Annotated in this window: 21 protein-coding genes; all 21 read right to left on the bottom strand. The window is 35.6% G+C overall.

Annotated elements, in window-relative coordinates; genetic code table 11:
• Positions 1-29 precede the first annotated feature (29 nt).
• The 21 genes from H9Q20_RS11410 to H9Q20_RS11510 all read right to left on the bottom strand — a co-directional run bounded on the left by H9Q20_RS11410 (position 30) and on the right by H9Q20_RS11510 (position 19,314).
• Entirely contained in the window at positions 30-785 is a 756-nt protein-coding gene (locus tag H9Q20_RS11410; RefSeq protein ID WP_262385528.1) for a hypothetical protein, read from the bottom strand.
• A 49-nt stretch (positions 786-834) separates the two neighbouring features.
• Positions 835-1,569 (bottom strand): hypothetical protein, encoded by a 735-nt coding sequence (locus tag H9Q20_RS11415; protein WP_187477784.1) that lies wholly within the window; start codon positions 1,567-1,569, stop codon positions 835-837.
• Positions 1,559-2,416: a M23 family metallopeptidase gene (locus H9Q20_RS13320; protein ID WP_187477785.1), complete on the bottom strand. Its 858-nt coding sequence runs from the start codon at positions 2,414-2,416 to the stop codon at positions 1,559-1,561. The genes H9Q20_RS11415 and H9Q20_RS13320 overlap by 11 nt, the downstream gene beginning before the upstream one ends.
• Positions 2,417-2,420: 4 nt before the next feature.
• Complete coding sequence (locus H9Q20_RS11425) at positions 2,421-4,409, bottom strand: type IV secretion system DNA-binding domain-containing protein (RefSeq protein ID WP_187477786.1); 1,989 nt, start codon at positions 4,407-4,409, stop codon at positions 2,421-2,423.
• Positions 4,410-4,474: 65 nt separating this feature from the next.
• Entirely contained in the window at positions 4,475-5,341 is an 867-nt protein-coding gene (gene traN, locus H9Q20_RS11430; RefSeq protein ID WP_187477787.1) for a conjugative transposon protein TraN, read from the bottom strand.
• Positions 5,342-5,355: 14 nt separating this feature from the next.
• Positions 5,356-6,549, bottom strand: coding sequence for a conjugative transposon protein TraM (gene traM / locus H9Q20_RS11435; RefSeq protein ID WP_187477788.1), 1,194 nt, complete (start codon positions 6,547-6,549; stop codon positions 5,356-5,358).
• Entirely contained in the window at positions 6,550-6,930 is a 381-nt protein-coding gene (locus tag H9Q20_RS11440; protein ID WP_187477789.1) for a hypothetical protein, read from the bottom strand.
• The gene (gene traK, locus H9Q20_RS11445; protein ID WP_187477790.1) at positions 6,931-7,545 is read right to left on the bottom strand and encodes a conjugative transposon protein TraK; all 615 of its coding nucleotides are present in this window, start codon (positions 7,543-7,545) and stop codon (positions 6,931-6,933) included. It abuts the gene before it with no gap.
• 30 nt (positions 7,546-7,575) lie between these two features.
• Positions 7,576-8,823 (bottom strand): hypothetical protein, encoded by a 1,248-nt coding sequence (locus tag H9Q20_RS11450; protein WP_187477791.1) that lies wholly within the window; start codon positions 8,821-8,823, stop codon positions 7,576-7,578.
• A gap of 4 nt (positions 8,824-8,827) precedes the next feature.
• The gene (locus tag H9Q20_RS11455; RefSeq protein ID WP_262385529.1) at positions 8,828-9,658 is read right to left on the bottom strand and encodes a hypothetical protein; all 831 of its coding nucleotides are present in this window, start codon (positions 9,656-9,658) and stop codon (positions 8,828-8,830) included.
• A gap of 15 nt (positions 9,659-9,673) precedes the next feature.
• Positions 9,674-10,339 carry a hypothetical protein gene (locus H9Q20_RS11460; protein WP_187477792.1) on the bottom strand — a complete coding sequence of 222 codons (666 nt, stop codon included), beginning with the start codon at positions 10,337-10,339 and terminating at the stop codon, positions 9,674-9,676.
• A gap of 2 nt (positions 10,340-10,341) precedes the next feature.
• Positions 10,342-11,052, bottom strand: coding sequence for a hypothetical protein (locus tag H9Q20_RS11465; RefSeq protein ID WP_262385530.1), 711 nt, complete (start codon positions 11,050-11,052; stop codon positions 10,342-10,344).
• 10 nt (positions 11,053-11,062) lie between these two features.
• Positions 11,063-11,716 (bottom strand): hypothetical protein, encoded by a 654-nt coding sequence (locus tag H9Q20_RS11470; protein ID WP_187477793.1) that lies wholly within the window; start codon positions 11,714-11,716, stop codon positions 11,063-11,065.
• Positions 11,703-14,774 carry a TraG family conjugative transposon ATPase gene (locus tag H9Q20_RS11475; RefSeq protein WP_187477794.1) on the bottom strand — a complete coding sequence of 1,024 codons (3,072 nt, stop codon included), beginning with the start codon at positions 14,772-14,774 and terminating at the stop codon, positions 11,703-11,705. Before H9Q20_RS11475 ends, H9Q20_RS11470 begins: the two co-directional genes overlap by 14 nt.
• Entirely contained in the window at positions 14,746-15,060 is a 315-nt protein-coding gene (locus tag H9Q20_RS11480) for a DUF4133 domain-containing protein (RefSeq protein ID WP_187477795.1), read from the bottom strand. Before H9Q20_RS11480 ends, H9Q20_RS11475 begins: the two co-directional genes overlap by 29 nt.
• Position 15,061: 1 nt before the next feature.
• Positions 15,062-15,334 carry a DUF4134 domain-containing protein gene (locus H9Q20_RS11485; RefSeq protein WP_262385531.1) on the bottom strand — a complete coding sequence of 91 codons (273 nt, stop codon included), beginning with the start codon at positions 15,332-15,334 and terminating at the stop codon, positions 15,062-15,064.
• Positions 15,335-15,431: 97 nt separating this feature from the next.
• Positions 15,432-16,001: a hypothetical protein gene (locus tag H9Q20_RS11490; protein WP_187477797.1), complete on the bottom strand. Its 570-nt coding sequence runs from the start codon at positions 15,999-16,001 to the stop codon at positions 15,432-15,434.
• Positions 16,002-16,030: 29 nt separating this feature from the next.
• Entirely contained in the window at positions 16,031-16,684 is a 654-nt protein-coding gene (locus tag H9Q20_RS11495; RefSeq protein WP_187477798.1) for a ParA family protein, read from the bottom strand.
• Complete coding sequence (locus tag H9Q20_RS11500) at positions 16,681-18,141, bottom strand: relaxase/mobilization nuclease domain-containing protein (protein WP_187477799.1); 1,461 nt, start codon at positions 18,139-18,141, stop codon at positions 16,681-16,683. Before H9Q20_RS11500 ends, H9Q20_RS11495 begins: the two co-directional genes overlap by 4 nt.
• The gene (locus H9Q20_RS11505) at positions 18,131-18,487 is read right to left on the bottom strand and encodes a hypothetical protein (protein WP_262385533.1); all 357 of its coding nucleotides are present in this window, start codon (positions 18,485-18,487) and stop codon (positions 18,131-18,133) included. The genes H9Q20_RS11500 and H9Q20_RS11505 overlap by 11 nt, the downstream gene beginning before the upstream one ends.
• Positions 18,488-18,501: 14 nt before the next feature.
• Positions 18,502-19,314, bottom strand: a complete 813-nt coding sequence (locus tag H9Q20_RS11510) for a hypothetical protein (protein WP_187477801.1) — start codon at positions 19,312-19,314, stop codon at positions 18,502-18,504.
• Positions 19,315-20,091 lie beyond the last annotated feature (777 nt).

A 20,091-nucleotide genomic window follows, 5' to 3' on the forward strand; every position in this document is an offset into this window, starting at 1 on the left:
CCGCTTTCGGATTATGGGTCAGTAAAATTTTATCGTTTGATGCTTTGCTCTTTCACGTTGGCTTTTTCGTGTTTTTCTTCATCTTCAATTCCCTGCAAAGGCTTATTGGTATTGATTCGGTTCATATCGTTGTCGTACAAATTGAGGTTTCTGTATTGCGGATTCAGAACGGCTTTTCCCTCCATAATTTTGTCGTCCAAATCAAATTTTACTTTCACGATATTTCCTTTTTCCAAACTTTTAATCGCATTGTCTTTGTATTCGGGTTTGTCGAAAATAAGGTTGGATTTTTCCATGATTTTTTCGGTGTCTACTCCGTAATTTTGATAGAAATTTTGGAACATATAATTTCCTTTTTCGGTTTTAGGTTCATCAAAATTAAACTGCACAAAAGCGGTTTCCTGCTGGTCGCTTTTCGGGTTGTGAAATTCGATTTTTACGCTTCGACCTTCCATCAGATTAATGGCTTCCTTCGCAGTAAACGAATTTTCCCGATTAACACGGAAGTTTTGGGAAATTTCTTCGCCGTTTTCTTTGGTTAATTTTGCATCGTAAGAATTGAAAAAAACGCCGCCGTTTTCACTTTTGTTGAATTTCAAAGTAAATTCCGCTTTGTTTCCCGGCAGAGTTTTGTCGGAAGTGGTTTTGATTTCAAATTCCTGTTTTTTGGAATTGATGCCTTTTTCTAAATCTTTGTGAAGTTGCTCACTTTCGCCGAAACCAAGGTATTTCATTTGGTTTTTCAGGTAGTCTGTCTGGTTGAATTCATTTTTTGTTTCCATCATTTTTGGATTTTAATTGTTAATTTTTTACTTTTCACTTTTTAATCGTTTGCTATCTTCTAAAACCTCTCGGTTTTTCGATTTCCTCTTCCTGTTCTTCCTGTTCATCACGCATTCGGTTTGCATCTTCGTACAAATCTTTGTCGTTTACATTCAGTCCTATTTCGGAATTTTCGCCTTTTGATAGTTGTTTTTCATCGAGAGAAATGCTGTTTACCGTGTCAATTTCTTTCGAAACAATATTCAAATCTTTGAAAATTTCTTTGGCGATTTCAGGATACTGGTCTATCTTGTCATTTAAGAAGTTTTTCAGTTTTAGTAATTCGCTTTTATAGCGGTTTATCTCAACTGCATCTTTTTTATTGGCAATGATTGCGGTTAATTCGGTTGCATTTTTTATGAAGTCAAATTCTACGGTTTTTCCGGTTTCTTTGTCGTAGATGAATGCTTTCTGTTCAAAGAAAAAGCCGGGTTTTACTTCACGGACACCCCATTCATCTAATCCGTCAAATTCCGCAAATTCTAAAACGCTGTATTGAATTTCTTTTTTACTGTTTTCCAAAACTTCGGATAGATTTTTGTCCCTTTCCAAAAAGATAACTTTCAGTTTGGTGTTGTTTTCCGTCAGCTGAAAAGTCGCCCTGTTTTTGTCGTTGTCTGCGACAATCGTGTAGCCATTCAGAAATTTTTGAATATCATTTTCATTGAGTTTTTTTGAAAATGATAAATCTTCATTAATGATTCCGAATTTTTTCAAATCTTCGGTTGGTAATTGTTCATTTTGCATAATGTGTTGCTATTAAATTGTTTGCTTTGATTAAATCGTTTAAAAAATGGGTCGGATTGATGAGCTGACCAAACTCTCTCACGGAAAAATGCAAATGCGGACCGGTGGAATTTCCGGTATTTCCGGATTTTGCGATGATGAATCCTGCTTTTACACGTTCTCCGACTTTGTAATAAATTTCGGAAAGGTGGAGATAAGCCGTTTCAAACCGCCCGAAATGATTGATTTTAATGTAATTTCCACCGCCTTTCGTATCCCAACCGGAAGCTGTAACAATTCCGTCCATTATAGAAAAAACATTTTCGTAATGTGCTCGTAAATCAATTCCGTTGTGCATTTTTTTCGTTCCGAAAATAGGATGTGTTCTGCATCCGTAAGGAGAAGTGACGAATAAATCACCTTTTAACGGCATTACAATTTTTGAAAAAAATTCACTTGGTTCAGATATAAATTCATATTTTGGTAAAGAACTCTGATTAGTTCTATTTTGTAATAATTTTGCTTGAGTATTTAAAAGCAAAGAATCTTTTGAGTTTTGTAAATTCCATTTTTCATTGTTGAAATCGGTGTATTCTTTCAACAAATTTTTTAGAGAATCCATATCTTTTTTGATTTCGTTTTTAGGCGTAATTCCAAAAATTTTCTTCAAAAATTTTTTCTCTTTTTTAGAATTCTCTTTTGAATTTTCGTTTTTATTAATTTTAATTTTTTCTTCGTTTACAGTGCTTAAAGAAATTTTCGATTCGTTTTTTGAAACAATTGGTTTGAGCGTATTAAACTGTCCAAAAACAAAAAATGCAAAAAGGAAAGTCCCTAAAATCAGTATTTTTTGATAATACTTTTTCATTGGTTTATACTTTTACAAGTTCGTTTACAATTAATTCCACTTCTTTGTTTATTTTTCGGAAATTGGTCATTAAAACATCGTCTTTTCGGTTGTTTCCGGCTTTGTCCACAAATGAATAATAAGACGGCATTTTCACATAATTTTCTTCTTCTGTTTTGATGGCTTTCATATCCAAATTGATTTTTCCATTTACTGCGGAAGTCTTGTATTCATCGGTGTCATTTTCTTCACCTTGAGCAATCATTCCGACCATTTCTCCGGTTTTGAGAGCCGCAATTTTTCCGGCAGGAATCATAAAATCCATTTTTTCGTTGATACTCGTCGTTGTTCCCTGTTGAGAAATGGATTGGGAGTAACTTTTTTGCTTGATTTTTCCGAACATTTTTTCGAGCCAATCGAGTGTGTTTTTATCTCTTGCAGAACCCGAAAGTATATTTCCGACAATGGCTGAAATGGTATCGGCAACTTCTTTTTTGTAAAACTGACGAAGCTGTGGAAGTTCCTGCAATCCCAATAAAACTGCTACTTTGTTACTTCTCGCAGTTGCTACAACATTGTCGATTTTATGAATATAAATCGTGGGAAACTCATCGGCAATAATTCCTCCGGGAAGATTTTTTTTGGAATTGACCAATCTCAAAGTTCGATTCAGAACAGCAGAATACAAAGCGGAATTGATGTCCTGCGTTCCCGGGTCGGAAGCAAGAATGATAATCGAAGGATTTTCTCTGTCGGTCATTTTCAGTTCCACTTCATCGCCCGAAAACACCCAAAAACTTTCTTTGGTTGCCAATCGGGAAAGGAAAATTTTCAAAGTTCCAATCTGTCCTTCCAATTGATCAAATGCTTTGTTGTCATAAGCCGATTTGAACGGAGAAAGCAAAGAAAACAGTTCTTCGTGGTCGAAAAGGGTGTCGAAAATTTCTTTATAACTTCGGTTCATAAACGACAAAATATGAGGTAAATCCGAATATTTTCCGTTTTCGTGAGTAGCAAAAAAATAAATACAGGACGAAAGAAAGTTAATCGCTGATTGCGTAAAAAACTGGTCGGAACCGCCTCCTGCACTTGCTCCTCCTTTTTGCAAAGACGAAACCATTGCTTCCGCCATTTCCTGTGCTTCAGCCAAAGTTTGCACATATTTTTTATGAAACGGATTGACCCTTTTTGATTTTTCAACTTCATTCAAATTAATGACGTGAAAACTGTAATTGTAATCGGAATCTTTGCTTTTTTTGAGCAAATAATGGTAGTACGCAATCTGTGCCAAATCGGGAAATTTAAAATCATAAATGCACAAACAGAAACCTTTTGCAATCATTTGACGAATGGCTGGATTAATCACACCAAAAGATTTACCTGAACCCGGAGTTCCGATGACCATTGTTCCACGAAACGGATTAATATTTATCCAACCCTTGTTGTTTTTGCCATTGTAACGGAACAAATACGGAATATTAATGCTCGTATCAGTATTGATGAGTTCTTTATTTTGGTCAAAACTTTCTTCTTCGATATTCCATCGGTCTTTTCCCATTTTTTGTTGCATCAGTTTTGAAATGGAATCGGCTCCCATCTGCAAAATAACTGCTCCCAGAAAGGAAAGAACTGCATAAATCAGCTGATACAAATTCATTCCCGGAAATATTTTGGGAAGTTGTGAGTTTCCGGCTTCGCTTTGCCAAATCAAAGAAGAAAAAATCATCAGCAATCCAAAAACCATTGGAAGCACGATTTCCGTAGCGATATTGAGTTCTCTTTTTTTCTTCGCTCTTGTTCCAATGGCAACCAACCCAATTAAAATTACTGTTGCAAATTTGGCGTTGATTGGTGGGTAAATGAATTTCATCTTTGTGAAATTTTTCAGCAAATTGGAAAGCACCGGAACATCGGCATTGAGATAAAACAGCGAAGCACAATCCAATGCCACAACGGCATAAACCGCCTTTTGCAGAAAACCGTAAATTTTTATTTGGTGTTGTTGTTCTTGCATAAGCCCCCTTTCCCCCAAAGGGGAAAACTGTTTTTAGGTTAATAATTAATTTGCCGAACTTCGGCTTAAAAAGTATCCGCTTTTAAAATTTCCGAGTAATTCACTTTCATTTCGATGGTTCTTCCAGAGAGTTGTTCTTCGATTAATCGAATCATCATTACTTTGGAATTTGGGTAAGTAAATTTTTTGAAGACATAAATATTTCTGAAATTCTTTCTAAATTGTTTATTTGGATTCAATTGGAAAACTGGCGTTAGTTCGATGCTTTGATTGTTAGTGGCTTTGTAGATTTTTTTGTCTTCAATGGAAAATTTTAAATCTTCAATATCATAACTCAAATTGGAATTATTTTTAAAAGTCATATCCAAAAAAATATAGTCGCTCAAAACGTAAACATTGTTCAGTTGAACACCCAGTTTAAAATCTTTTTCCTCTCTAATCGGGTTTTTATCCGTCTTTTTTCGTATAATATCCATCGCAAATTTTCTGAGTTCAAGATTTGAAAAAATTATTTTATTGAACTCAATGGGTTGCATATTTTCGGCTTGAATATGAATGTTGGTAATCGTATTCAAGTTTTCAGAATTTCTGTAAACAGCTTTGTATTGAGCGATGAACGATTGCCCGACAACGGTAATAATTCCGATATTTTCGCCAACGGAATAACGAACAGGATTTTTCGGTTTCCCGCTTTGGTCGGTTTCGATATCGGTGATTTTAATTCTTGCGATGTTGGTTGTCGGCAAATCTCCGGTTAGTTTCTGGCTGGACAAATCCACATACTGAATCGGTTCGGGAGAAATTATATGCAGATTAATTCCTTCAGTAATATCGAGTTCGGGTAAATCGGAAACGATTTGTTCTTTGGTGGCAGTTTGAGCATTAAAAAATTGTGCAGTTACAAGTAAAATTGAATATAATATTGTCTTCATTTTTTTGAAATTTTTTATTTGTTTTTGGATTCTTTCAATTGTTTTTCGTCGATTAAAAAGACGTAGGAATTGTATTTCAGTTTGGCTTTGTTGGTTTTTATGAGATTGGCGATGGATTTTGATGTGGAAGTGAATAATTTAGTTCCCAAACTGGTAAAAAATCCTTCTCCACGCATATCCATCTGCGTTCCCTGAATGGAATTTTGTCCCATTTCACGCATCATTTCCCGGAAAATACTTTGCGGAACGTACAAACCTTTCATTCCGTCTAAATCGTAAATGGAAAGATTGACAGGAAAAATTTCACCTTTTGTAAATACCGAAACAATCGTCAAATCCACTCTTTGCATCGAAAAACCTGAGATTTGTCCGTAAAGAATTGAACCTTTTTCAATTTTTTTGTTGCCCACGAAAATATCTTCGAGCAATCGAAAGCGGATTCTGCTTCCCAGAAAACCTTTGTTATTTTCGTCAATCACGGCTTTGATAAAATTGTTTTCTTTCTCTTTGTAAAAAGCATTGAAACCACTATTAATCCCCGATTTGCTGACATTGAAAGTAGAATTGAGAAATGCTTCCATTTTTTCTTTGTTGGCTTTCAATCGTTGTTCAGCAGCGAGTTTGCTTTGATATTCAGGGTCTTTTGCTTTTTCCAAAGAATCCATTACCAGCATTTGCTGTTTCAGAAGTTTTACAGGGTCTTGTTGCCCGTTTTGTGCCTTTTCTCTCGGTGTATCAGCGTAATTATTTTCAGGTTTTCCATAAGATTTATCGTTTAACATTCGGATAATATCTTCTGAACGCTTATAATCTTTGTCGTCGTTTTGCCTTTTCGGATTGTAATATGACGACGGATTTCCTTTTGCCTGATAACCGTTTTGACGACTTCTTACATCTTTCAAAGAATCGATTTTTCTTTTTTGAACCAATGATAATTGGTCTTCATAACTCATCAAAGAATCCTGCTCTTTATCCAATCCGCCAAGCATTGTCCGGTTGTCATCTTTTTGAAAAAGTGCATCATAAGCATCATTTTTCGTCATAATGGAATCCTTCGTTTCGCCTAAGGAAAGCGAAAGTTCTTTTGGTTTTTCTTTCGGTTTTTCCTCTTTTGCAAACTGTGCTCCGACATAGACGAAAAGAAGCAAAAAAGGCAAAGCCAAAAGCGGCAGCACATATTTTTTTTGTTTGAAATTAAGTTTTTTCATTTATTTTTGATTTTTAGGTAAATTGCCTCCGACATTTTTTAGTTGTTGGTATTGGTTATACAGGTATTCTATCCTCAAACTGTCCGTTTTCAGTAATGCTTTTTGGTCTCTTTTGGTTTTTAAAATTTTGAGTTCGTTCACAATTTTTTCCATTTCTTTTTCATTGTTTTTAAAACCAATTTCTGTTGTTGAACTTTTGGTATAAAGAGCAGGTGGTTTTATTTTAAAAGTCGTATCCGAAGGAAAGAAAACCCCTTGTATCAGTGAGCCAATAAAGGATAATGATAGAAATACCATCGCATAGATGTAGAATTTTTTAGGGTTGTTTACTGCCCATCTCATCCATTTTTGTTCGATGAGTTTATTTAAAAGATTGCTCATTTAGTAAGAATTTTTGGTTTGATTGGAGATTTCTTCATTGTCAAGGATTCGCCAACTTTTAAGTAGGACACCGTGCGGATTGTTCGGACTTCGGATGATATCGTCAAAGAAACCTTCGGTGATGAGTTTTCGGGTAATGACCGACGATTTTCTGGTAATCATTTGTTTTCCGAAAAACTGAAATTTCTTTTGTTCCATATCCAATTTTATCGAATCCGAATGAATACTGACCATCGAGCTGGAAGCGACAATCTGGTTGTAAAATCCTTTTTCTTTGAGGTTGGTGTATTCTTTTTTTCCGCTGTCGTCAATGAGATACAAGGATTTTTGGATATTTTCCTTGATGTAAGCATCATCGGGAGCGAGGGTGAAAAACAATCGGTGAAACAATTCAATTTGGGCTTTATATTCGACAGGTCGGTTCAAAAGTTCATCGGTTTGTTTGGCTAAAACCGGAACGCCATTGTCCAAAATGTAAATGGATTTTCTGGAATCCCGGATCATTTTATAAGCAAAGAAAAATCCTGCAACGACGATGATTACAGCAAAACCAATCGATCCGAGTGAAACTGCTTTATTGATTTTAATTTTTTGCTCTATGTTTTTGATAAGCATAATTTTTATAATTGATAAATGATGGTTGATTTATTTTCCGTTTTTCATTGCACTACTTACTCTGCCAGAAGCTGAACCTGCAGCTGCGGATTTTGTGGCAGCTACAACTACAGAAGCTCCGCCTGTTTTAGCGGTTAAGACTGCGGTTTTTGCACTTCCCGCCATTTTAGCAGCAGCACTTTTCATTTTGGTCATTGCTCCAGCTCCCCCTGCGGTAACGATGGTGTCGGCAATGGTCGGTGTCATCAGAACTCCGATGCCTGTTACGATGTAGGCAACACAGGTAAAAAGCTGGTTGTAAATCATTCCTGAATTGCTCACATAAACCATCAGAGCATCTAAATTGGTAATCGTTCCGTTCGTCAAAAGCGTGTCGTATCGCTCGATTTCCATTGTATAGCCCGATGCGATAAGTTGCTGACCGATATTGATAATGGTGTAAGCGACAAACGTGTAAAGATTGATATTGATGAATTTGGAAACCCAGCTGTATAAGGAGTTTTCAAACCCTGGAATGAGTGCCATTCCGACTGCAATTGGTCCCAAAATAATCAGAATATATGCCCAAATTTTTTGAATGAAGAAAATCAGATACACACAAATTCTGAGAATGGAAAGGCAGACAAATTCGATAATTTCGGCAACGAGTTTTTGCAACTGAAATTCCATTCTGATTTGCCATTCTTTAATCGGCTGAATGAGTTTGTCTAATCCTTCACTGATATCAAACCAAGAATCATCGGCATCTTTTCCGGTATTGTTGATTACGTCTTGTTTGGCATCTTCATCGGCTTTCAGCTTGATGACAGCATCTAATAATTGCTGTTGCTTTTTAAATCTTTGAACCCGCAGATCATTGACTTCGGATTCTATATCGGAAAAAATGGAAATTCCCGGCTCGGCAATCGCTTCAAAAGGTGCTTGAATGAGATTGGTAAATCCCGACCAATAAACGAGGGTGAATCCAATCAGAATTGGTTTGAGCATCGGAGTAATTTCCCATTCCCGGTCGCCGGCAATCATTTGCCAACCCATATATCCGAGATACATCAACGCTCCCAAACCGCCAATTGCTCTTCCCACCAAAGCGGAGCCGGCTGCACTGTCTTGAACGCTCGTGTCTAATTTGGTGAAAACTTCCATAAACCATTTTTCAAAAGCACCGTCGCCTTTTAAAAACTGAAGCAGATTGCTGTAATCGCCATCGGTTTGTGCAAAACCCAAAGTCGGTAAAAGCATCGCCGAAAGACTAAGAAATAAGGTAAGATTTTTATTCATTTTATTAATATTGGTTTTTATAGTGTTGCATCATATTTTCTACGATTTGCTTGTCCGTTTGTGGGGTAAAGCCCTGTGGTAAAGTCGTCGATAAATGGTTTTTCAGAATGATTTTATAATCCAAAAGCAATGTGGTTTTGTTGTTGTATTTTCTCAGTTCTTGTACAAATCTTCGCCATTTGATAAGGGTTTCGTGATACATTATAAATCGTTTCCCTCTCGGCATATCCATACTTCTCGACATCGAATATTTTTCTTTGATTAAATCCAGTTCTTCCTGCAATCGTTTTAAAGTTCCTGTCGTATTGAGGGTTTCATAAGTTTGCTGGTCTTTTAATCGCCATTCGATAAAATTTTGCGGATTGTCTGGAAACTCTGTAATCGGTTTGAGCATTCTTTTGTAATACAACAACCAAAGCGGGTCTGCATCAACGGTTGCGGAAGTCCAATGGGCAAAATCCTGAACGCTTCTTTTGTAAATGGTGTCGGAAGTAGCTTTGATTTTTTCGGCTTCCTGTTCCTGTAATTTCAATTGGGCAAGTCTTAAGTTTTGTTCTCCTGTTGGTTTTAATGGACGAATATCTTCACCTGCCTTATAATCTCTATTTCTTGAAGGAGCAAGCCAACCCCAAACTGTAGCGTAAGCTAAATTAGTTTGAATGCCCAAAAAATATTTGGGATAAGGTCGCCAATCACCCCAACTTTCAAAGGTCATTCTTTTATGTTGGGCAACGATGGAAGGGTCGTTGAGTCTTTTTACCGTTTGTCCGAAAATATTGGTTGTCATCAATAATAAGAGGAGATATTTTCCTTTTTTGAATAGATTTTTCATCATTATATTTCAACGCTTTTAATTATAAATGTATTTGTATTTTGTGATAATATCGCCGACAATGGCTCTGTCGATATTGACGTAATTTCTCAGTATCGGAATTTGATACAGGTATGGAATTTTTTTGGCATTTTCTAATCGCAAAATGATATAGAGAATATTTCCGTTGATGTTTCTAACTCTCGTGAAAACCTTTTCTATTAGCATTTCTCTATCCGAAGCATCCATTAGAAAATCTTTGTTTTCATTCAAAATATCCTGCGTTACTTCCTGTTGGAGTTTCAAAAGCTGTTTGCCGATTTCTACATAATATTTTGAAACCAAAACAGCATATTCCGGGTGTTGTGCCGATAAATCCAGCATTTTATTGGAGTTTTCTGCAATTTTCTCCAAATATTGATAGAGATAAATCAGTTTTTTACTTTGTGTTAAAGCAGAATTGACATTTTTTAAATTTTGGTAGATATACTCTTGAATGGCAATAACTTGAGCCGTTTTTTGCTTAATATCATCGTATAATTCTTTTTGCTTTTTGTAAGAATTGAGAAAAGATTGTTCACTCGCTATTCTCACAGCGTGGTCTTTGGTAAGCTGTGTTAACAGTTTGTCATTAATCACAATCTGTTGGCTGCTAACCGAAATTCCAAAAAATGTAAACATTCCAAAAATCAAAATATTTCTCATTTTTAAAAGGATTTAATGTTTTTCATAATGTTCTCAACAACCTGCTTGTCCCGAGTGACATAATAATGAAATGCCCTTTTGTTCCGTAGAACTTTGGCTTTAATATCTCTGATTTTTAAAAGCATATAGGTTGAGTTTCTGCTCAATGTTTTGACTTCTCCCAAAGCATAATCCAGTAAAATTTTCCGTTCTGATTTTTCCATTTGGTTTATTGCTCCGTAAGAGAGGATAATTCCCGTGATTAAGCGTGTAACCATTTGTAAATCATCTATAAACTGCACTTGCGAAGGTAAAACCGAAATAATGGAAGGTGGTGCGGAACTGATTTCGTTGATAATTGCGGTTTGGTTGTTTGTAATTTTAGTAATCTCCCTGTTCATCGCAATCCCCGTTGGTATTGCCTGAATTGTAAATGAAACAATCCGGAGTCTGTCCTGCACTTTCGTTACTTTGTCTTTAAAATCTTTCCATTGGGTTTGGTTGGCGGTTTCTACGGTTGCGTTAAGGGTTTGTTTTTGCCGCATTTCCTTTTGTCTGTCGTGTTCTTTCAATGCCGCATTAATTTGAATATTCATCATCGGAAAGGATACGTTTTCCTTTTGCCAAGCCGGCGTGGAACCACCACTTGAAGAAATTAATACCGCATATGTTACCGTAAGAAAAAGGCATAAGAACACCTTATTTTTAGTTTCATAAAGTCGTTGAATATTCATTTTAAAGGATTTAAAAATTTCGGTTATATCGGTTCATTATGTCTTCCACAATGGCTTTATCAGTGTTGATGTAACCGGCAAACGGATTGATGGAGTTCCAAAATCCTAAGCGGTTGGCTTTTTCCAATCGCAGTTTGATGGCTAAAAGCCATAGCTTCAGCGATTTTACATTGCCGGAAATATTGTGTAAAATTTTGTATCGGTCACCTGCTGTAGCCAAATTCAGTTCGCCGGAAGCGAGAATATCGGAAACATCGGTAACGATTTTCAGACTTTGCTCATACGTTTTTTGTGATGCTTTTACTCCAAAAATGGCGTATTGAGGATGTTGGGAAGCCAACTGAACGACCTGTGATGAATAATTGTAACATTTATTGAGTTCCGAATAAATTTGCTTTACCTGAATCCCATTTTGTAATGTTCCGGAAACTTCTTTTAAGCCTTTCAAAATTTTATTCTGAATGTCATTGGCCGCAACCATCTGTGTTCCGACCCACGTTTGGGCGTTTTTCAGATTGGAAGTTTCATCAATCACATCATTTTGTTTGGCTTTCAAATTTTCCGAATAGAGAATCATTGTTGCTGTTACAGTTGGGTCGATGTAGGTATTTTGAGCGAAGCCCAAACTCCCGAATCCTAAAAATAATAGGCTAAACCTTTTCATATTCTTTTGGGTTTTTATTGATTAATTCCGAAAAACTGATATTCCTCTTTTCTAATTCCTGTGAAATGATTTTGAACACATTTTGTCCTTTGTGTTTATTTTTCATCACTTTGTAGTAGGAATCTATTTTTTTGTCCAAAGGATTTTGGTAGAGATTGACGAGTGCCACCAAATTTTCCAGACTGTCGCCGAAAATTTTTAAATCGGAGACAATTTTTATAAGTGCTTCATCGTAACTGCCGTATTTTTGGACATAATATTCAACAGCAGATTTTTCGGGTTTTTCGGTGGTGTAAGTCAGATATTGCTCCAAAGAAACTTCGTTGCCGTAAACTTCTCCCTTGGAACCTCGTTTCAGATAAAATTCTTTGAAACGACTTCTACCGAATTTATTGTTGAGATTGTTAATCGTAAAAATCTTGTTTTGTTCGACTTTATTGAGTGAAAGCAAAGCCGCAATTCGGTCGAAATTATCTTTGAATTTGGTTTGGTCAAGCAAAATAAACGTATCGGAATTGTTGATAATGGAATCTTTTACGACGGCATTTCCGATAATATCGTCGAGTTCCTGTGTTACAACAACGGCTTCTCCCCAAAATTTTCTAACGGTTTTGTAGAGATACAAAATGTAACCACCCATTAATTTACTGGCAATTGCCTTCCACGCTTCCTCGATAATCAGGGCTTTTCTGCGGTCTTTTCTCAGTCGCATTTTTTGGATAAACGTGTCCATAATAATCAGTGTTACAATCGGAAAGAGTTTCGGATTGTCTTTTACGTTGTCGATTTCAAAGACGATGAAAGGTTCATCAAAGAGACTCTCGTCTCCTTTATTATTCAAAGTTGTTCCGTATCTTCCGCCTTTGTAAAAGTCTTTCAACACAAATAAAAAAGTTCTCAGATTAAATTCCCTTTCATTAATTGCGTGTTTTTTATTGTTCAGATAAAGCGGTAAAAATTTATCGCAATAGTCATAGAATCCGTTAAAAGACAATTCTTTGGCTTCTAATTTTTCTTCGAGTTCCTTGATTTTTTTGATAATGGCTTTTCTGAATGATTCATTCCAATCTTCTGCGGTTTCCGGTCTTTTGATGATTTCATTGGATTTAATCAGAATCAGCTGGGTTTCGTTGTAAATTTTTCTTCGCTGTTCATCGTTCAAAGTTTCATACGCTTCGTAGACTTGATAAAATTTTTCGCTGTCATAATCGGGATTATTCACGTTTTTGTCAGGGTGATAAAATTTCAACAACTTTCTTCCGGCTTCTTTGATTTCTTCGGAATTGGCATCGAAAGGAATCCCTAGAATATTATAATAATTTTTTTCAAAATTGCCTCCGGTCGCTGACCGGAAAATATCTTCTTCGTGAATGTTGTATTTTCCCAAATAAAGAATCAAATCTTCCGTGCTTTTATGCTCGTACCATTGTTTTCCGTTATTGAAAAACTGATGATAATAAGACATCAGTACATTATCCAAAATGGATTTCTGCGCTGCCGACATTGTTGCATCGGGACCTTGCCAAATCAAAAAAATGAGGTTGGTCAAAAACTCGATTTTTTCGATATTGAACTCCTTTTTGTTCATCAAAAAAGGATTCATCGTAATGGGTTTTTCTTCGGTGTATTGAATGTATCTTCCACCTTTGTATTTGCAGGTTCCCGAATAAGAATCTCCGGTATCAACGATGACTACATCGTAATTGTAAGTCAGATACTGCTCGATGATATTGTTCATCAGGAAGGATTTTCCCGAACCCGAAGGTCCGAGAACAAACTTATTTCTGTTATTAATTCTTCCTGTTTTCATTGGTAAATCTGCCGGGTCAATTCTGAGCGGAACGCCTTGTCTGTCGGTAAATCTTAGATAAAAATTAGATATTTCGTTTACGGGGTAACTTTCTTTAAAAAAAAAACACAAGGCAGCTTCGCTTGTCGTCATAAATAAATCGTATTCCCTGAGTTCCGTGGCATTACCCGGAAGTGCCGACCGAAAGAGTTCTAACTGGTTGTAAGCATTTTTGGAAACGATGATTCCTTTCGTAAACAATTTGTTTTCGATCATCGACTGGATATTTTCCATTTTTTCCAGCGTGTTTGCTGAAAATATCAGGGAAAAATGAGCATTGACAACCAACTGTCCATCAATGGCAATATTGTGTAAAAGCGTTTGGATTTCTTCGGCTATAATGGCATTGGACGGAGAATTATTGGCTGCTCCTTCGTGTTTTTTCTTTTTCTTGTCGAGTTCCCGTTGTTGTGGAGCTTGAAGCGGAATCGTAATGACTTGATTATAAATAATCGTTTCGTAATCTTCCAGCTCATTAATGAAAGTGAAATTATCAACGGCTGTTTCTGATGCTGCTCCGTTACCGCCTAAAACGGAAAAAGGTTCTATTTCAGAGGGTAAATCAATGTTTTCGACATCAACATAAGAAATATTTTTAACGAATCGGTTTCCAATTTGCAGATACTCGTTGGTACTTTTGATATTATCAAAAACAGGTTTTTCGGAAAACTGCATCGACAATGCTCCGGAAATGTAGTATTCAAAATCTTTTTCAAATAAAAACTGTGGTTCGCAATCACTTTGTTTCAAAAGCATAAAAACTTTTTGGCATTTGTCCCGAAGTTCTTTATAGCTTTTTTCAGAGAATTGGTACGGCTTAGTTTTCTTTTTCAGTTTGTCATCAATAATATCTGTGAAAAGAAAAATGGTTTCAATGGTTTTAAACAATCTGCCGTCAAAATGTTCAGAATATTTTTGTTGTAAAAACTGATTGGAAGGTTCTGCTGAATATTTCTTTTTTGAAAATAGATCAAGTTTTTGAACAATTCTTCCTTCTCCGATAATGGAAACAACTTGGTTTAAAACCGTATGAAAATTCAGGTAATTATCGGGGTCTGCGGAATATTGTTCGACAATATTTTTAATTCTGATTCCGATAATGGGATTGCCGTATTGTCCGAAAAGAACATCAAAATCCCAATTATAATCTTTGCCATAATCGTAGCCGATGAAGGGTATATCAAATGCTTTTTTTTTTATTAATGCCATTTTTAAATAGTGTTTTATTGCTTAATCTTTTGGGGAAAATGAATATCTGATTGAAATTTTTGGTTTTGTCGTAGAGTCCGTGTTTGTCTTGTCTTTTGAAAATGAGATAAACACCTCCGGCTGTTACGGCAAGTCCGAATAATGAACCTAGCAATCCGAATTTGGATAAAACGAGTGCGGAAATAATTCCTGCACCGATGACAGCGACTGCGTAAATGATGTATTTGCCTTTCAATCCGAAGAAAACAAGGGGTTTTTTAAGCCCCTTGTAAAGATAAAATCCCATTTTAGGCAAAGAATGCTGTTACAAATTCAGGCACTACGATTAGGAAAATCATCGCTCCTCCGTAACCGAGGATTTCTTTGTTGACATCTTGATCGCCGTTCGTCCATTTGTTGTAAACCCTCAATCCGCCGATAAATCCGACCAATCCACCGACTGCTTTTAGAATAAGTTTTATCGGATCCCAATAATCTTTAATGTCTTGGGCTGCATTCGAGATTGCGGTTGCTCCACCTTGTGCAAATGCTGGAGTTGCGGCAAGTAGCAAAATTGCCATTGTTAAGAGATTTCTCTTTGTCATCATTCGTGTTTTTAATTTCATTGTAAAAAATAATTTAGGTTAATATTTTGGTAAGTAAATCTTGTTCAACAGTTTACATAAGGGAATGGTAAACTTTGTGACCTTCGAGATTTGCAACCATTTTCACGCTGGTTTCTGCCAAATTCAAAAAGTCTTTCCATTGATTTTCTTTTTTGTCGATGGCTTTTCTTTTGGAGTTTACGTCATTTTTATTGATGTTTTGATTGGATAAATTTTCTTTGTCATACGGATTTTCGGGATCTTTTTCCTCTTCTTTCTCTAGTGCTTTTTCGGATTCTGTTTCAGAATTGTTTTGAGTCGGAAATAGTTCATCAATGTCCTGTTCTGCTTCAAATCTTCTTCTTAATTCGTCTAAACTTGGGTTTTCTTCAAATGAGCTTGGATTTTGGGTAGGATTAATTTCTTTTTTCAGATAAGATTTTGGCGTTTTGATCTTTTCCACATCTTCAATTCCGACTTGAACAGATCGCTGATTGTCCGATTTTGAAATATCTACGAGGGAAAATTCTTCCGTCATATCAACTTCCGAAATTTTTTCTTTTTTCAGAAAAAGGTCATAAACGATATTTCCGGCGTAATACAGAAAATAAGCGGCTAAAAGGAGGAGTGAGTATTTTATCATAATTGGGTTGTTGGTTGTCGGTTCTTGACTCAAACCGTAATTTTTAATTCTTTCTCGATAAATTCTATGATTTCATTAAATGGCTTTTTCACGGCATTTTTTTGTTCGTAATTCAGTTTTCGGGTGTCGATGCTTTGCAAAATATTTCTTTTGAACACGGGATTTTCCAGCAACAAACCGTATTTTGAGAGTTCTTTGTCCATTTCCGGCTGATTGCGGTATTTGTAACTTTTGTCGTATTTAGAGCGGATAAAAATCCGTTCTGACTGACTTTCCAACAAACCGAGCAGATTTTTAAAAACCAAAGTAGATTTTACAGAAACATCGGAATATTCAAACGGAATGATGATAAAATCGCTGTAAATCAGTATATCGCTGTATTTTTGGTCGAGCGTTCCGGCTAAATCAAAGAGATAAATTTCTTCGCTTTCTTTTAGGTCGATAATGTTCTCCAAATCAGCAAAAGGTTGGTCTTCATCATCTTCGCCAATGACTTCTACATCGTAGATTTTCGGCAATTCCGATTCTTCATCTTCTTTCCATTTGTTGTAAAATGACTTCTGAAAATCAAAATCAAAAACCTTGATTTTTCTTGATGAAATTTCCGTCAAATAATTGGCGAATGCGATGGCAAGAGTGGTTTTTCCGGCTCCTCCTTTTTGGGTGGCAAATGTGATAATCATTTTTTTCTTTTTCTTCTCTTTTTAAATTCGTTTTCGGAAGGATCTTTACCCGAACCTGATGATTTGCTGAACTCGAAAATCAAGTCGTTGATGCTTTTTTTAAGTTCTTTTGAAAGTGTTTTATTTTCATTTTCTGATGATTTTGTTGAAGATGGATTCAAAAAAAATTGATATTCTTTTTCTCCGATTAACGCTTCCAATTCGCCTACATAATGCAGTTTTGAATGAATGGCGTAATATTTTCCGTCTTCGGATTTTATCAGTTCGACATCATTTTTATTTTGGGTTTTCAGATATTCTTTCACATCATTTTTTATGGAATTAAAAGTTTCTTTGTCCTTCAACTTTTTATTCTCAAAAAGCATAAAATCTTTGATTACATTTTCTGGATTTTTTCGCTTTAAATGCTGTATTAATGCTTGTTTTGAAGTTTCATCTGAAATATTAAAATCCTTCAAACTTTCAAAAAGTCTTTTGTCCATTTTTTCATTCGTAAACTCAAACAATTCATTCATTTTCATAATTTCACTTCCTTTGAAAACACTTTGTGTTTTGTGGTCAATTATTGTGTAACCAAAGGGTTTTTGTCCGTCTTTGTGATGAAAAACCATATCAATTCCGAAAATATCTCTCAACTTTTTTTGAAGTTCGCTTTCAAATTCAATTTTGGGTTTCCAATCGTTTTTGTGCTTTTCTTCGGGAAACATTTTTTCCAAATGCCTTAGGTCTTCCACTTTGAAAACCTTATTGGAACAGAGATTTTTGTATTTGCCCAAAATGGCTTTGAGTTGTTTTGCCCTGTTTTCGTTTTTCCGGTTTTCAAAAACCATTTGATTTTCAAAAAATGTCCGCTGAAACACTCCGTTTTTTAAAATGGTTAATGCTCTTTCATCATTTGTGTTTTCGCTTAGCTTGTAACCATTTCTTGTGAGCAGAGTTTCCAACTGTTTCAGCGAACCAAATTTGTATTGTAAAAGTTCGTCAATGCGTTTTTCGTTATCAATGCCGAACCTTTTTTCCAAAACATTGCTCAATGCTTTTTGGGCTTTCAGTTTTTCATAACTGTCGTTGATTTTTTTGCCCGATTTTTTATCTACTCTTGTCGAAACAATATGGACGTGATTATTTTCGGTATCATTGTGAAAAACCACGATGAATGGCTGGCTTCCGTATTTCATTTCCTGCATAAAATCTTCTGCAATTTTTGCGAGTTCTTCTTTGGAATGTTCCCGAAATTTGGTCGAAATCACAGCGTGAAACTGCGGTTTCTTTACTTTTTCGTTTTTTGAAACAGATTTAAAATAATCCCGAACTTCCTGCTGACTGCTGTTTTCGTTAATGAAAGACGGAAAATTTTTCATCAGCATCAGTTCGCCTGTTCCTTTTTCTACTTTCTTGTCGTTGTACTGAACACCGTGAAATTCCGAACTTGCCGAACCTAAAATTTTAACTATCATCAGCGATTAAGGAAAAAACTTTTACAAAAATTTCGTTTTGCTTTTCTTTCAGTTTTGTGATGGTTTTCAGTTGGTTTTGAAACTCGTCAAATTCGGTTTTGCTGATGAATTTCTGACCGTTTACCATTTTCGCCAACTGATTGATATTGGTTTCGATTTTTATGAAAATGTTGTCTTGTTTTTCAATGAACGCTAATACTTTTCTCCTTTCGTCGTCCTGCATTCTGCCCTCGACAGAATCGGTGATTAAACTCGTCAAAGAGATATTTTTTTCCGAACAGAGCTTTTTCCAATTTTCTTTTCGGGTGGTGGAAATCCTGATTTTTACATAATCTTTCTTTTCCAAATTTTTGTTTTCTATCACTCGATTACATTCAGATAATTAATTGGAAAAGTGATCATTCCTTTGATGGTACCGCTGAATTTTTCAATTTGATTTTTCCAAAGCAGCAACTTGAAATCGACATTGGTTAAGGAAATTATGCCTTGCTCTGTTCCCAAAACATAGCCGGTTGGACTTCCGCTGACCAAAATATTGATGATTGAACCTGTACTTCCGCTTGACATAAAACCTAAATCTCGCAATGGTTTACTGAGATCTAATGCAACATAATTTGAAGAAATGGTTGCGGAACTTTTAATGCTGACATCTAAATAACCCATAGTTCCGATTCTTCGGGCATCAACCTGTCCTGAAATTCCAAGTCCGGCTGTTCCTAATCGGTATAATTTGTAAGAATGGGTGTATTGTCGAGGATTTGTTGGGTAAGGAAGTTGGTAATTCCAAGATGTTTGTTCCACGATGGTGTTTTGGGGAAGTGTTTCGTCCAAAGTGATGAGTGCGTCGTAATAACGAGGTTCATTGAGAATCTGAATCCAATAGGTTCCGTTGAAAGAATAAAAACCTTCCTCAACAACGTGAATGACTTGCCCCAGAAGTTTTGTTGCAGGTTGGGTAACGTAAATGATTGCTCCTTTTTGAGATGTTGTATAATTTTTTTTGGCAAGTTGGTCGCCTGTAATTTTGGGCGGAATAATGCCGTCAAAGTGATTGAGAACATCGGGTTTTCCAACGACTTCCAATGTGGTTTTTGGATTAGTGGTGTTGATTCCGACCTGTGCCTGAAATTGCATATTTACAAGCACGACCAAAAAGTAAAATAATTTTTTCATTGTTTTTGATTAAAATTTCTGCTGCAAAATTGAAACAGAAATTCTAACGAAACAATTGTGTTCATCGGCGTTGGACTAAATAAGACGAGTTTGGATTACTTTGGACTCCCGAAAGATTAAAAAAGATTATTTTGGACGAGTTTGGATTCCTAAACCCAATTTTCCATAAAACAAAAAAAACAAGTTCCGCCGTTTTTTTCCTTTTTGCAAAAAAGGCAAGATAGTCTTTGAAGCCAAAATTTTGCAAAAAATTTGTGGGAACAAAGACACATCTTGCTAAATGAAAGTTTTGATTTTTTTAGAGGTCTGGGAAATGTATAACAGAGTTATCTTGATTTTAATAAGTTGCTGATTATCAATGTTTATTTTTGTAAATCTTATTTTTAGAGCGTGAAATTAATACCCTGCATTATTTTTAATAGATTAGTGGATTAAGCTCGCATTATTTTTAATAGGTTGGTGGTCTGACCTTACATTATTTTTTATAGGTAAGTGGTTGAACCGTGTATTATTTTTAATAGGTTAGTGCTTGAACCTTGCGTTATTTTTTTTAAGTGTTTGAACTCTACATTATTTTTTATAGGTTGATGTTTGAACCCTGCATTATATTTTACAGGTTAGCGGATTAACTCTGCATTATTTTTAATAGGTCAGTGGTTGAACTTTGTATTATTTTTTATAGGTTGGTGGCTTAACCTTACATTATTTTTTATGGGTAAGTGGTTGAACCTTGCGTTATTTTTTATAGGTAAGTGATTGAACTTTTATAGTCTGACT

The sequence above is a fragment of the Amniculibacterium sp. G2-70 genome, assembly GCF_014353055.1.
Lineage (GTDB): Bacteria > Bacteroidota > Bacteroidia > Flavobacteriales > Weeksellaceae > Amniculibacterium > Amniculibacterium aquaticum.

Bases quoted from the DNA above. Each gene is read 5' to 3' on its own strand.
- H9Q20_RS11410 (WP_262385528.1), bottom strand. From the start codon at position 785: ATGATGGAAACAAAAAATGAATTCAACCAGACAGACTACCTGAAAAAC.
- H9Q20_RS11415 (WP_187477784.1), bottom strand. From the start codon at position 1,569: ATGCAAAATGAACAATTACCAACCGAAGATTTGAAAAAATTCGGAATC.
- H9Q20_RS13320 (WP_187477785.1), bottom strand. From the start codon at position 2,416: ATGAAAAAGTATTATCAAAAAATACTGATTTTAGGGACTTTCCTTTTT.
- H9Q20_RS11425 (WP_187477786.1), bottom strand. From the start codon at position 4,409: ATGCAAGAACAACAACACCAAATAAAAATTTACGGTTTTCTGCAAAAG.
- traN (WP_187477787.1), bottom strand. From the start codon at position 5,341: ATGAAGACAATATTATATTCAATTTTACTTGTAACTGCACAATTTTTT.
- traM (WP_187477788.1), bottom strand. From the start codon at position 6,549: ATGAAAAAACTTAATTTCAAACAAAAAAAATATGTGCTGCCGCTTTTG.
- H9Q20_RS11440 (WP_187477789.1), bottom strand. From the start codon at position 6,930: ATGAGCAATCTTTTAAATAAACTCATCGAACAAAAATGGATGAGATGG.
- traK (WP_187477790.1), bottom strand. From the start codon at position 7,545: ATGCTTATCAAAAACATAGAGCAAAAAATTAAAATCAATAAAGCAGTT.
- H9Q20_RS11450 (WP_187477791.1), bottom strand. From the start codon at position 8,823: ATGAATAAAAATCTTACCTTATTTCTTAGTCTTTCGGCGATGCTTTTA.
- H9Q20_RS11455 (WP_262385529.1), bottom strand. From the start codon at position 9,658: ATGATGAAAAATCTATTCAAAAAAGGAAAATATCTCCTCTTATTATTG.
- H9Q20_RS11460 (WP_187477792.1), bottom strand. From the start codon at position 10,339: ATGAGAAATATTTTGATTTTTGGAATGTTTACATTTTTTGGAATTTCG.
- H9Q20_RS11465 (WP_262385530.1), bottom strand. From the start codon at position 11,052: ATGAATATTCAACGACTTTATGAAACTAAAAATAAGGTGTTCTTATGC.
- H9Q20_RS11470 (WP_187477793.1), bottom strand. From the start codon at position 11,716: ATGAAAAGGTTTAGCCTATTATTTTTAGGATTCGGGAGTTTGGGCTTC.
- H9Q20_RS11475 (WP_187477794.1), bottom strand. From the start codon at position 14,774: ATGGCATTAATAAAAAAAAAAGCATTTGATATACCCTTCATCGGCTAC.
- H9Q20_RS11480 (WP_187477795.1), bottom strand. From the start codon at position 15,060: ATGGGATTTTATCTTTACAAGGGGCTTAAAAAACCCCTTGTTTTCTTC.
- H9Q20_RS11485 (WP_262385531.1), bottom strand. From the start codon at position 15,334: ATGGCAATTTTGCTACTTGCCGCAACTCCAGCATTTGCACAAGGTGGA.
- H9Q20_RS11490 (WP_187477797.1), bottom strand. From the start codon at position 16,001: ATGATAAAATACTCACTCCTCCTTTTAGCCGCTTATTTTCTGTATTAC.
- H9Q20_RS11495 (WP_187477798.1), bottom strand. From the start codon at position 16,684: ATGATTATCACATTTGCCACCCAAAAAGGAGGAGCCGGAAAAACCACT.
- H9Q20_RS11500 (WP_187477799.1), bottom strand. From the start codon at position 18,141: ATGATAGTTAAAATTTTAGGTTCGGCAAGTTCGGAATTTCACGGTGTT.
- H9Q20_RS11510 (WP_187477801.1), bottom strand. From the start codon at position 19,314: ATGAAAAAATTATTTTACTTTTTGGTCGTGCTTGTAAATATGCAATTT.